This window comes from Rhodococcus sp. NPDC019647, assembly GCF_044389235.1.
Taxonomy (GTDB): domain Bacteria; phylum Actinomycetota; class Actinomycetes; order Mycobacteriales; family Mycobacteriaceae; genus Rhodococcus_F; species Rhodococcus_F oxybenzonivorans.
This window is the reverse complement of the sequence record NZ_JBIRXS010000014.1, coordinates 119057-131206: the sequence shown is the minus strand read 5'-3', so window position 1 is coordinate 131206 and position 12150 is coordinate 119057. Positions and strand designations below refer to the sequence as shown.

Below are 12150 nucleotides of genomic sequence, written 5' to 3'. Positions count from 1 at the left end.
TGCGGTGGTCGAGGAGTAGGGCCGGATGATGGAACTGGCCATGGCTGACCGTAGGGCCGTCGCCACGGCGATCGCGACCCGACGAGCCGGGTATGGCGAAAATCTCGACGAGCTGTGCGCCCGCGACCGGCGGCATAGCGACCATGCCCGCAAGGCATTGGGGGTAGCTTTGATCCCGAAGGCGGTACATCCCCGGACAGCAGGCCCGCCGACGTACGAGCCGAACGTTGTTGCGGCGTTGATCTTCTGCTGGGCGGCGCTGGCAATGGGCGGCAAGCGGCTGGCGCCGACGTTGGCCGATCTCGTACCAACCTCGTACCCACTGTGCGGTCGTTCGATGAACTTGACGGCAGGTCTGCGGAGCCATTGACGGAAGGCCGAACGCATGAAGTAGCGTCCTTGCGAGGCTGGATGTCCGTGTTTCTTCATGACACCGCCACACAGGACCGTGGGCTCTCAAAGTTGGATCTGGGGCAGCAGGCACTTGTGCAACGCGAGCCGGTAATCCTCACTCAACCCGGCTGCGCCGGCTTGACCCTCGATGGTATTCACGTCGACAGACCGCGACACGGCCACACAGCGGTCCCCCTGGAAGAGAGCAGCTCCTTGCCGTACCGAGGTTCTGCCGATCTCATGGACGCCGATTCCGAGCTGCACCTCGCCGGGGTAGGAAACTTCCGCGGCATAGTCGATTTCGACGTGTGCCAGCACCATCCTCATCGGGCGTTTCTCGGAAAGATAGCTGTCTACCATTCGATACAGATGGACCCGTGCCTCTTCGAACAATCTCGCGATCGCCACGTTGTTCACATGGCCGACGGTGTCAATGTCCCCGAACACCAGGCTGAGGTCGCGCTGACACGGGTACTTGTCGAGCGGCAGGCGAGCCAGGGGATACATGGTCATGAAGTACTCCAGGCGCCCGTGTTGGTGTGACGAAGAAGCTGACTACCCCAGGCCGAACGCATTCTGCGCGTCGTCGGACGTCGCGGAACCAGGTCGGACATCGCCGACTCAGATAGTGGGGTGGGTCTCGGACCAGCAAGCATGTGCTGATCCTCTCAGTAACGTCAGTGACAGGTTGTTCCGCGGCGGGCACACGCTGTGCACAACTCCAAAACCCACGTCAGCAGGATGAACCGGCACGATCAAATCGCCATCTGGCCACCACTCACGATTGTCCGACGATTCTTATTGACTCACCCAACACCCAAAATGCGCGGCCACCACATCAACGATCCTGCGCCGGGGATAGGTCGACCCTTTGCTGCTTCACGCGTATTCGATATAGCTGACTGCCCCCGGTCAATCCCTTCAGTTGATATGTTCCCGCCGATTCAATGGTTATTTCAGCACTGTCAATTCGGCGCATGGCCTCACTGTCTACAAGCACCTCAAGAGGCTCGGCTATTGTTGCGATCCTGCTGGCCCGATTCAGCGGCTGGCCAATCCAATCGCCAGCACTGCGGACAGCGGTACCCCACGCAATGCCGGCATGTATGGGCGGAAGGCCCTCCTGTTGGGCGGCGGTAACAATTTTGAGCACAACCGCAGCCAGACGGGTTGGATCGGGCGAGAGTAACATCACCGCGTCGCCCACTGTTTTGACGAACTGGACCGGCGGCTCGACCAAATCGGTAGTTAGGGTGTCAAGTCGATCAGCCAAGTCGCCCAGTTCGGTCGGCGTCAACTGTTCGCCTAAAACGGTGAATCCGACCATATCAGCGAAACACGCTGCAATGACATGTGATTCAGACGTGTGTTCAGTAGTTATGTCTGCACGAATTTGTTGACTGATTTGCTGTCTAAGGCGAGTGGCGACCGCCCCGTGGAGAAGTTGGGATTGAAATTCGGCGAACCGTTGCAACTCACGCGCAAATTGTAAAGCGATTTCTGGTCGATCGCGGTTGGTGTCCAGATTGTTCTGTATCAATGACTTGCTCGCGTCGGCTAAAGTCGAGGTATTTCTGCCCACGATCCGGGCGAACGCGAACAACCCAGCGTCTGCGATACCCAAAGCGCGATACTCGTTGAGTAGTTGCGCAAGGCGCAGGTCGTCATCGTTATAATCTACCGAAGTACTTGCAGACACGCCGCGACCCATCGACCTAAACCATCTTTCCACGTCTTCCGGCGATATATTGGTCGATTGTGAAATCTGCTCCAACGAGTATATGGCGCCGTGGGGCGAAAGGGTCACGTCGAGCAATTGGTGACCTAACTGGCCTTCACGAGTTGCGGACGCCAGGCTATCGGTACTGATCCCTCGGTCGGCGAGATGTTGCAGTACCCGGATCCGGGTAGATCGTTCTGTTCCGTCCAGGCCATCTAACAAGCCCGCCTCTGCGAATTCGCGAATACGCCGGTGTCGTCGAAGAACTCGGACGAATGCGGACCACAGAAATCTACCCCTTGACGACGGCACGTCAAGATTGTCTCAGGCCGCGCCCGAGGCGGCTCAGGACCAGACTCCACTCAGCGCCGATTCCATGCCCAGCGGGGGGTGCGGTCTTCTCGAGCTTCCATCATGGCGTGGTCGGACTGGGGGCGGTCGGCTTCCAATTCGTGTTGAGGTTGCGCGTGCGAGGGTTCGGGACGATGACCCATGAGCCTGCACAAGGCGGCGACTGACTCTGCGAGTGATCGTAGGGTCGCCCAGCTTAAGGCTTGTCCGGCTTACGCTGCATGCCGACGAGATGGGCACGTCGTCGACCGACTACCCGAGTGTTTCTGTAGAAATAGTTATTGGAATACCGTCCAGGGATCTTTCGCCCGGTGGGGGATGTAACGTGGTAGGACGGCTAGATTTCCCCCATGGGCGAAGACAGGGTGCGTGTCCGAGTAGGGGATAACGGTGTCGCGACGGTCACCATGGTCCGCAGCGACAAGCACAACGCGTTGGATCATGCAATGTTCGAAGGATTGCTGGAGGCTGCCGACGAGTTGGCTGCCAACCGACGTGTTCGAGCAGTCGTGCTCCATGGGGAGGGTAAGAGTTTCTGCGCGGGTCTGGACGTTCCGAGCTTTCTGGCTGGTCCAACGGGTATCGATGTGCTACTCGTCCGAGAACACGGTCGTAAGGCCAATTTCGCCCAGCGCGCAGCTCATGACTGGTCGCGCGTCCCTGCGCCGGTGATCGCCGCCATCACCGGCAACTGCTTCGGAGGAGGCATGCAGATCGCACTCGGCGCCGACATCCGTATCGCCGCGCCCGACGCGAAACTCTCCATCATGGAGGTCAAGTGGGGGCTCGTGCCGGACATGGCGATCACACAGTCGCTACCCAGGTTGGTCGGCATCGACGTCGCCAAGGAACTTACTTTCACCGGCCGCATCCTCTCCGGCGATGAGGCCGATGCGCTTGGTCTGGTCACTCGCACGGCGGAAGATCCGCTCGCATCGGCGTTGAGATTGGCAAACGAGATTACCCAGAAGTCCCCCGACGCGGTCCGCGCGGCCAAGCGCCTGTACGACGAGACCTGGTCCGGCGCCGACGCCGCCGCGGCACTCATGCTGGAAACGGACTTGCAGACCGAACTTTACGGAAAACCTAATCAGGTCGAGGCCGTCACAGCGGGCGTCTGCAAACGAGCTCCGTCATTCGCCGATCTAGACTGAGGCCTGCCCCAGGGAGTTCAAGACACAGTAGGCGGAGGTCCGACGGCGCATCCCTCACAGGGTGGGCGACAGGGGCGTGTGCTCGTTCCTGTTGGTGGCCTCAGTTCGAGTGGGATGAGAATTTGGACAACACACCAGGGTTGAGACAACACACCAGGGTTGATCTGCCGAGCCAGCGGCCCGCTCTTCACCTCAGATTAATGTCGGCGGGATACGTCGTCCGTCGGGAGGAACTTGAGTGTCTGCTCCAGTTACAGAGAAGAAGGGCCCCCTCGCGGGCATTCGCGTCGTCGAATTCGCAGGCCTGGGCCCGGGCCCGCACGCCGCCGCGCTCCTGGCCGATCTCGGCGCCGACGTGGTGTGCGTCCAGCGTCCCGGAGTGATTCCGCCGGACGGCCCGTACGACCAGATCCAGCGGGGTCGTCGCGTCGTCGAGGCCAATCTGAAGGACCCCGAGCAGGTGGAGAAGGTTCTCGGTCTGATCGAGCGCGCCGACGTCGTGATCGAGGGCTTCCGCCCCGGTGTCACCGAGCGCATGGGTCTCGGCCCCGACGTGTGCCTGGAGCGCAACGAGCGCCTGGTGTACGGACGGATGACGGGCTGGGGACAGGAGGGCCCGCTGGCCGGCGCCGCCGGCCACGACATCAACTACATCTCGCTGACCGGTGTCCTGCACGCCATCGGCCGCAAGGGTGAGCGTCCCGTGCCGCCGCTGAACATGGTCGGCGACTTCGGCGGCGGCTCGATGTTCCTGATCTTCGGGATCCTGTCGGCGCTGGTGGAACGCCAGACGTCCGGGAAGGGGCAGGTCGTGGATGCGGCGATGGTCGACGGCGCGCTGGCCCTGTCACACATGATGTGGGCGTTCCGTGGACGCGGCGTGTGGTCCGACGAGCGGGGTGTCAACCTGCTCGACACCGGTGCGCCGTTCTACGACACCTACGAGACGTCCGACGGCAAGTACATGGCCGTCGGATCGATCGAGCCGCAGTTCTACGCTCTGCTGCTGCAGGGCCTCGAACTCGACCCCGCCGAACTGCCGCAGCAGATGGACGTCTCGGCGTGGCCGCAGATGAAGAAGGTGTTCGCGGAGAAGTTCCTGTCGAAGACCCGCGACGAGTGGGCGGCGATCTTCCTCGGCACCGATGCCTGCGTGTCGCCCGTGCTGACGTTCGCGGAGGCGCCGTCCAACGAGCACATCGCCGCGCGCGGGTCGCTGGTCGATCTCGACGGCGTCACGCAGCACGCCCCGGCGCCGCGGTTCTCCCGCACCCCGGCCGGCGCACCCACCCCGCCTGCCCGCGAGGGCGTCGACATCGACACCGTCTGGGCCTGACCTGGAACAGGCGGAAGCATGCAAAGGCGGCGGCGCCTGTATCGAGGCTGCCCTTGATTACTGGCTAACTCCGACGGCCTCGAGCACTGGAGCTGGTCGTCACCGGCGGGCAGGACTTGCTCTTGATCTCGCCGGCGACGCCGGCGAAGTACCGGAACAGGTTCGCCAGGGTGGCGATCTCGGGGCGCGCCTGGGTGTGCAGCGCATCGCCGGTGTCCAGAGCGGTCATGCGGGCCAGTTCCTCGGCGCGCGCGTTGGCCATACCCAAGCCCCATGTTCCCGAGCCCGAGCCCGAGCCCGAGCCCGAGCCCGAGGAAACGGTAAACCGACCGATCCCCCCTCGACGGCGGAATAAACGATTCCTGCGGCTCTGCTCGATCCGTCGCACTCGCTTGCCGCGGACTGTGCACCCCAGTCCTGAACCGGGATCGTCAGAAGTCAACTGCAGCAGTCGCAAAGTGCCAGCTAGCGGTGCAGTCGTCTTCTGAATCTGACACCGCAGGCCGGTTTCCGGCCACTTGGTCGACAAACGCGGCTAAGGCGTGAGCGCGCCGACAGGTACCGCCGACGCGCTCTCCGTCTCTGGACGTGCTGGGTCAGCCAGCCAGGATAGGACAGTATGTGTAGGACGACGAGCGTGAGAGCGCGAATTCGAAGATCCCGTAGCCGGTCTGCCCGTTCCACTCGAACTCGCAGCAACGGTCGGTCAGGGCCGAGTCGAGAGTCTTCGGACCCACGGTCCCGTCGAGCGGGTAGACGTCTAACTCTTCGTGGTCGCGGCCACGAACCTTGCCGTGATGCCCGCCGTAACCGCCGCCCGCCATGTAGCCACCGCCGGCCGAGGCGTCCGAATCGATGCGGTAAGTCCTACCGCCGGCAGTCACGACCTCCACCGCGCCACTGGCGAGGTCGTTGCCCGCGGTGAACACCAAGTCGTGCCGGACGTCGGTGATGTCGTCGAGTCGGCCGTCGTCATGCATGACGGCACCCTCCAACAGGATTCGCCCGCCGTCACGATCCTCGACGAGCAGGAATCCGAACGTGCGGTCCGGGAACTGCGCCTGGTACCAGATGTGCAGACCCTGGCCCCGGACATGGTGCGAACCCCGCGGGAACGGTCCCGCAGTCCGTACCAGCCCGCGACGTCGGTGGTGGTTCCGTCGAGGGTGAGTGTGCCCTCGTACCGGCCGGGGTGGAACAGATGGTCGAATGAGGTGACGTTTCCGTCGGTGTTCTCCACATCCACCGACCCGAGCCAATAGGGTGCGCGGGCGTGCCAGAGCAAATCCAGTGTGAGGCCGGTCTTGTTCTCGCCCAGCTGGATTCGCCAGGTGGAATTGTCGTCGACCGTCTCCCACTTCAACGGTCCGACGGAGGCGGCGTCGGTCTCGGAGTGTTCGGTGGAGTAGCGGAGATTGCGCTGCTCGGACTCCGTGGTGAGGACGACGAAACCGTCCACGACGTTGCGGGGCGGGTAGACACCGGCGCCGAGGATTACCGACGGTGTGGTGCCGCTGTCCGGGTGGAGATTGAACATGAACCGGTCGAAAAATCTCTCCGGCATCTCCGAGGTGGCCTGCGTTACCAGGGCGTCGTGGAATCCGTCGGTCATACGTGCTCCTTCTGGTTGACGGCAGGTGTCAGCGGGAGACAGGCGCGGTCGTCTCCTGTTGACTTTTCGATGGAATCGACCTCTTTGTGGTCGAGGGTGAACCGGTAGGAGCTCCTCATCAGCAGGGAGGCGAGGGAAACGCCCTCCAGCGGGAACGCCTCGGTTTCGTACGCGGACCACATCCCCCGCGGCCGGACCGTCCGGGGGGGCTCAATTCGGCGGCGGTACCCAGTGGCGAGATCCGCCCCCCCAAACCGGATCAAGTCGACCTACATAGAGTCCGGCAACTCGCGAGAGCCATACACAAAACACTGCATCAAGCTCGGTCAGTTCTGATCTTCGCTCCCTCGGATGTGCTGTGTCATCAGTTCGCGCGCACGGCCCGAATTGCGGTCGGCGATCGCTTCCGTGATCTCGCGGTGAGCCGTTAGCGAGCAGAGACGGGACTCGTGCGAACTGAAGCGTGCACTATTGGTTGCCGCCATTAGTACCTCGGCAGTGGCGTGCATGAACGCTGCCAATAGTGTGTTGTGACTTGCATCACTCACTGCGACGTGCCAAGCCTGACTTGCTGAGAGATACTCGGGGATGTTGTCGAGCGAGTGTGCCTGGCGATCCTGGAAGAGGTGAATCGCATCGAGTTCGGCCGTGGTCCGCCGCTGTGCCGCCAGAGCGGCGCATGACGGCTCGATGATTTCGCGGGACTCAGTCAGCGTGGGAGTCTCCGGTCCCCAACCCTGCGCCTGGAGAAAGACATCGAGCGATGTAATCAGGTCTTGCTGCGTTGGGCGAGACACAACGGAGCCGCCGTGACGTCCGGTTAAGGTGACGATCAGTCCTTGTTGTTTCAGGATGGCGAGGGCGTCGCGAACCGCCGCACGGGTGAGTCCACCCTGCTCGACGAGGACTCGTTCGGGCGGTAGGTGATCGCCGGACTTGTATTCCCCGTTGAAGATTTTCGTACGCAGATGCTCGGCGAAGAGCTGCGCGGCTGTAGGTACCCGCACAGGGCCGAATGGGGTGTGTCGCTGCGTGTCATGTTCCACGTCCACGGTGCTCCAATCGGGTTCAATATCGACTGGTCCAACCATATCCGGTCTACTTCGGTGCAGCTGGTGCAGCTAGAGACTTGTGATTACTTGGACACTGCCTGCAAACGTAATATCCGGGACAACGACGCTAATAGCACTGGTTGGGTCATTTGGAATTCGTCGTCAGTGAATTGTTGCGTGTTTGGGCCAGCTTCAATCCGTCCTCCCATGTCGCGGCACGGGCAATGAGGGCCCGGTATTTCATGATGTCGCTGCGACGGTTGAGGGTGAGCGCGCCGATCAAACGGTGGCCGTCTCGGTAGAGGGCAGTGAACACGTCTGTGGCAGTGTCTCCGGTAACGACTGTTGGTTCGCCGATAGGCCGACCAGCGAGTTGAATGCGGTTGCCATACCAATCGGACCAGAAGTAGGGAATGTGGCGGTAGGGCGTTGCGTTGCTGGGATCGAGCAGGTTACGCATGGCGTGCGCCCCCTGTTCTGCGGCGTTTGTCCAGTGTTCGATCCTAAGTGGTGTGTCGAAATCCTGGCTGTACCATCGCGCAACATCCCCGGCGGCCCACACATTGCCCCCCGCGTGCATCGTTGCATCGCAGACGATGCCGTTGTCGAGGGTTAGTCCCGAACCCGTCAGCCAGTCGGTGGCAGGTGTGGCCCCGATTCCGACCACTACGAGGTCGGCGGGGAGATGTCGTCCATTCGCCAGACGGACCCCTTCGACGCGGTGATCGCCGGAGATCGACTCGACCGCGACACCGCAGATCAGCTCAGTTCCGTTGCGTTCATGCAGTGCGCTGAGCCACCGTCCGGCGGTCTCGCCGACCGCGCGGACGAGCGGTATAGGGAGCGCCTCCACGACGGTGACTGAGCGACCCCGCTTACGAACGGCGGCGGCAACCTCGGCGCCGATGAATCCGGCGCCGACTATGACCACTCGTGCGCCCTGGTCCAGAGCCGAACGCACGATTCGCGCGTCGTCGATTGTGCGTAATGTGACCACCCCGTCGAGGTGGGCGGCAGCGGGTATGGTGCGCGCGATGGCGCCGGTCGCGATCAGGGCCGCGTCGTACGGCACCGTGCGGTCCCCGACATGTACGATGCCGTTGGCAAGATCGAGTGAGGTGGCTGGTTGGCCGAGCATCAGGCTCACTCCGAGTCCGTCGGCCAGTTCTTCTACGCCAGTGAAATGGGTGATATGGGAGTCCTGATCGCTGTCGATGTACTCCTTCGACAGCGGTGGACGATCGTAGGGCAGATGCGTTTCCGCCCCGATCAGGGTGAGTCGGCCAGCGTATCCGGCGCGGCGGGCAGTCTCCAGTGCACGCAGGCCAGCCAGCGAACCGCCGACAACGACGATATGTTCCGGTGCCATCGTTCAATCCTGCTCGAGGATGAGTGCGGCGGTTGGGCAGGCCGCGACCGCCTTCTCCACCAACTCGCGCTCGTCCTCGGGGACGTCCTCGCGCAGAAGAAGGAGATCCCCCTCGTCTCCGACTTCGAAGTAGGTGGGGGCAATCGCTTCGCAGTTTCCCAGGGCGGTGCACTTGGCGCGGTCGACTACAACTTTCACTGTTCTTCTCCTTCGTGCGCGTACTGTCGTGCCCATTCCTCAAGGGCGGGGAGTTGAGGAAGTTCGTGTTCTATTGCGCGGATGACGATTTCGTCCGTCGGCGTCGTTACGGCACCACGCCAAACCTGGCCCGTGGTGCCGTCGATGGTGATGACATCTCCCACGCGAATCAGCAGCCCGGAAGGGGCGTGGATGCCGTTCGCGCTGCAGGTCAGGTCTTGCGCGCCCACGACTGCCGGGATGTTCCAGCCGCGTGCGACGACGGCGGCATGGCTCACCAGGCCGCCCTTGGTGGTGAGCAGACCCACGGATGCGGCCATGCCCGCGACGTCCTCGGGCTTGGTTTCGGGACGGACGAGAATGACGTCATCGTCGGCGTCCGCGGCCTCATCGCTGGTCAGTACGACGCGGCCGACCGCCCGGCCGGGAGACGCTCCGAGTCCTGTTGTAACGAGATCGTGGGCGGCGTCATCCGCTCCGACGTGGGCAAGGGCCTCGTCGCGTGCCCGCTGACGAACGGCGGCAGGTACACGGCTGACTGCCTCGGTGGGAGTCAGCCGGATATCCGGGTCGTTCACGAGGTCGACCGCAATTCGTACGGCGGCGACCGCGCTCCGTTTGCCGGCACGGGTCTGCAGCAACCACAGTCGACCGTTTTCAATGGTGAACTCGACATCGCACACGTCGCGGTAGTGCACCTCCAGGCGGCGCAGGGTCTCCTGCAATTCGGTATAGATCGCGGGGTGCAACTGTTCTAGGTCGGCGATAGGCAAGGTATGTGCAGTGCCCGCGACCACGTCCTCGCCTTGAGCCATCGGGAGGTAGTCGCCGTAGAGGACTGCCTCCCCGGTCGACGGGTCCCGGGTGAAGACGACACCGGTTCCCGAGTTGAGCCCTCGATTGCCGAACACCATTGCTTGTACGTTGACCGCGGTGCCCATCGACTCGTCGATGCCTTCTTTTGCGCGGTAGGTTCGGGCCCGCTGGCTATCCCACGAGCGGAAGACCGCCTCGACCGCTTCACGCAATTGCACCGTCGGCTCGGCCGGGACGTCCCGGCCGGCTACCTGACGGATGCGTTCACGCAGCAAAACGACATGCTCGCGTAAAGACTCCGTGGTGTCGCCGCTGTGGCCGACGTACAACTCGTCGCAGTGCACGCCCATGACGGTGGTGGCATACATGTGCAAGAACCGTCGGTAGCTGTCCCAGGCGAACTTCTCATCACCGGAGACCTTGGCCAACCCTTCGACGGTGTACTCGTTGAGTCCGAGATTGAGCACCGTGTCGAGCATCCCCGGCATGGAAACCGGGGCTCCGCTCCGAACCGCGACGAGCAGCGGATCGTTGTGGTCACCGAACCGGCGGCCCATCCGGTCACCCAGCCGGCTGGTGTGCAGGGTGATGGCCTCGTCCAACCCCTCGGGCCAGCCCTCCCTCCGATATCGCTGGCAGAGCGGAACCGAGATGGTAAAGCCCGGCGGGACGTTGATCCCGAGTGTCGAGATCATCTCCGCCAGGCCGGCCCCTTTGCCACCGAGCAGATCCGTCAATGCCCGCGGACGAGCACGGTGCGGGTGATCGAACGGATAGATCGCCGCGGTCAGCGGGGCGGCGTCCCCCAATGCATTCGACTTATGAGCAAGCGGCACGTCAGATCCTTTGGTCATGCCATTTTCAATGGTTGACAGAAACGTAACAGAGATCATAGCGTCTGGGGAAGAGAGACGTAGAAAACAGACGGGAAGTGGACAAAGTGGCGGCAACCGAGGCGGCATCTCGCGCGGACTTGATGGACATCTCAATATTCGGCCAGGACCGCGAGATGCCGGTCTTCGACGAATTGCGGGCGCACGATCCGGTGCATTGGAACGCACCGTCCCCTCTCGGCCCCGGATTCTGGGCCCTGACGAAGTACGCCGACGTGAAGTCGGCCGCGTCCGACAACATCAGGCTGTCCTCCGCGGGAGGCACGCAGATCCTCGACCGGAAGGTCGAAGGCAAACTCGCCAGCCTGCACAACATGGACGATCCGGAACATGCCCAGCTCCGAAAAATTGCGGTCCCACACCTGCGTGCCCTCCGCGTCCAACAGTGGCAGGACGCGATCGACGAAGCGGTGAAGTATCTGCTCGACGACGTCGCGAGCCGAGCAGGCGAATTCGACATGGTGCACACGGTCTCCGCGAAGCTGCCGATGCTTGTGCTCTCCCGAGTCCTCGGCGTGCCCGCAGCCGATGCGCCGAGAATGGTCGACTGGACCAATCGGCTCACCAGCTCCGACCCAGCCGACGAGGTCGATCAAGCGGCACTGGCCTCGGCTCGCGACGAGGTGATGGCGTACTTCGAGAAACTGACCGAGTTGCGTCGACGTGAGCCCACAACCGACCTGATCAGCGTCCTGGCCAACGGCAAGAAGGATGGTCGGCCGCTTACTTGGGAAGAACTCGCGGCCTACTACATCCTGCTGGTCGCCGCGGGAAACGAGACGGCCCGACATGCAGTCTCCGGCGGCACCATGCTGTTGCACCGGCACCCGGAAACCTGGCAACGCCTGGTCGCCGATCAGAGCCTCCTCCCTTCGGCGGTCGAAGAGATCCTCCGGTGGGTCACCCCCGTCGCAGCAATGCGGCGTACCGCGCTCGAGCCACTTCGGATCGGTGACAAGGACATCGCGGCGGGCGACAAAGTGGTGTTGTGGTTCTCCGCGGCCAACCGTGACCCCGAGGTATTCGAGGCGCCACATGAGTTCCGTATCGATCGAACTCCCAACGAGCACCTGACCTTCGGCTGGGGTATCCACTTCTGCCTCGGCGCACACCTGGCCCGCGCAGAGATCCGCACCTTCTTCGGCGAGGTACTGCGCCGCGGGATCCGATTCGAGGTGATGGGTGAGCCTACGCGAGTGCAGCACAACATCTTCCGAGGTTGGACCCAACTGCCGGTCCGCGTCGGAAAGGCATAA

At 62.8% G+C, this 12150-nt stretch carries 11 protein-coding genes and 1 pseudogene; 4 read left to right on the top strand and 8 right to left on the bottom strand.

Going from position 1 to position 12150, the window contains the following annotated elements:
* The first annotated feature begins 40 nt into the window (after positions 1-40).
* Positions 41-370 (top strand): hypothetical protein, encoded by a 330-nt coding sequence (locus ACH49N_RS23510; protein WP_169694519.1) that lies wholly within the window; start codon positions 41-43, stop codon positions 368-370.
* Positions 371-456: 86 nt separating this feature from the next.
* Here the strand turns inward: ACH49N_RS23510 and ACH49N_RS23505 are convergent, their stop codons facing one another.
* Both ACH49N_RS23505 and ACH49N_RS23500 read right to left on the bottom strand, forming a co-directional pair.
* Positions 457-906, bottom strand: coding sequence for an acyl-CoA thioesterase (locus tag ACH49N_RS23505; RefSeq protein WP_012687162.1), 450 nt, complete (start codon positions 904-906; stop codon positions 457-459).
* A 325-nt stretch (positions 907-1231) separates the two neighbouring features.
* Complete coding sequence (locus ACH49N_RS23500; RefSeq protein ID WP_012687163.1) at positions 1232-2425, bottom strand: adenylate/guanylate cyclase domain-containing protein; 1194 nt, start codon at positions 2423-2425, stop codon at positions 1232-1234.
* Between the two features lie 389 nt (positions 2426-2814).
* Between ACH49N_RS23500 and ACH49N_RS23495 the strand changes: the two genes are divergently transcribed.
* Together ACH49N_RS23495 and ACH49N_RS23490 are read left to right on the top strand one after the other, a co-directional pair.
* On the top strand, positions 2815-3618 hold the full coding sequence (locus ACH49N_RS23495; protein ID WP_012687164.1) for a crotonase/enoyl-CoA hydratase family protein: 804 nt from the start codon (positions 2815-2817) through the stop codon (positions 3616-3618).
* Positions 3619-3856: 238 nt separating this feature from the next.
* Positions 3857-4954: a CaiB/BaiF CoA-transferase family protein gene (locus ACH49N_RS23490; RefSeq protein WP_012687165.1), complete on the top strand. Its 1098-nt coding sequence runs from the start codon at positions 3857-3859 to the stop codon at positions 4952-4954.
* Between the two features lie 64 nt (positions 4955-5018).
* On the opposite strand, the gene ACH49N_RS23485 is transcribed toward ACH49N_RS23490, so the two are convergent.
* From ACH49N_RS23485 to ACH49N_RS23460, 6 genes and pseudogenes are all read right to left on the bottom strand, one after another.
* Complete coding sequence (locus tag ACH49N_RS23485; RefSeq protein WP_043827454.1) at positions 5019-5216, bottom strand: hypothetical protein; 198 nt, start codon at positions 5214-5216, stop codon at positions 5019-5021.
* A 334-nt stretch (positions 5217-5550) separates the two neighbouring features.
* Positions 5551-6566, bottom strand: a pseudogene (locus tag ACH49N_RS23480) (hypothetical protein).
* Positions 6567-6892: 326 nt separating this feature from the next.
* On the bottom strand, positions 6893-7618 hold the full coding sequence (locus ACH49N_RS23475) for a FadR/GntR family transcriptional regulator (RefSeq protein WP_158306536.1): 726 nt from the start codon (positions 7616-7618) through the stop codon (positions 6893-6895).
* Positions 7619-7763: 145 nt separating this feature from the next.
* Complete coding sequence (locus ACH49N_RS23470; RefSeq protein ID WP_012687171.1) at positions 7764-8987, bottom strand: NAD(P)/FAD-dependent oxidoreductase; 1224 nt, start codon at positions 8985-8987, stop codon at positions 7764-7766.
* Positions 8988-8990: 3 nt separating this feature from the next.
* Entirely contained in the window at positions 8991-9185 is a 195-nt protein-coding gene (locus ACH49N_RS23465; RefSeq protein WP_012687172.1) for a ferredoxin, read from the bottom strand.
* Positions 9182-10837 carry a pyruvate, phosphate dikinase gene (locus ACH49N_RS23460; RefSeq protein ID WP_169694525.1) on the bottom strand — a complete coding sequence of 552 codons (1656 nt, stop codon included), beginning with the start codon at positions 10835-10837 and terminating at the stop codon, positions 9182-9184. Before ACH49N_RS23460 ends, ACH49N_RS23465 begins: the two co-directional genes overlap by 4 nt.
* A 95-nt stretch (positions 10838-10932) precedes the next feature.
* Between ACH49N_RS23460 and ACH49N_RS23455 the strand changes: the two genes are divergently transcribed.
* Positions 10933-12150, top strand: a complete 1218-nt coding sequence (locus tag ACH49N_RS23455; protein ID WP_012687174.1) for a cytochrome P450 — start codon at positions 10933-10935, stop codon at positions 12148-12150.

Excerpts from the sequence above, each read along its gene's own strand:
- ACH49N_RS23485 (WP_043827454.1), bottom strand. The coding sequence starts at position 5,216 with ATGGCCAACGCGCGCGCCGAGGAACTGGCCCGCATGACCGCTCTGGAC.
- ACH49N_RS23495 (WP_012687164.1), top strand. The coding sequence starts at position 2,815 with ATGGGCGAAGACAGGGTGCGTGTCCGAGTAGGGGATAACGGTGTCGCG.
- ACH49N_RS23505 (WP_012687162.1), bottom strand. The coding sequence starts at position 906 with ATGACCATGTATCCCCTGGCTCGCCTGCCGCTCGACAAGTACCCGTGT.
- ACH49N_RS23510 (WP_169694519.1), top strand. The coding sequence starts at position 41 with ATGGCTGACCGTAGGGCCGTCGCCACGGCGATCGCGACCCGACGAGCC.
- ACH49N_RS23470 (WP_012687171.1), bottom strand. The coding sequence starts at position 8,987 with ATGGCACCGGAACATATCGTCGTTGTCGGCGGTTCGCTGGCTGGCCTG.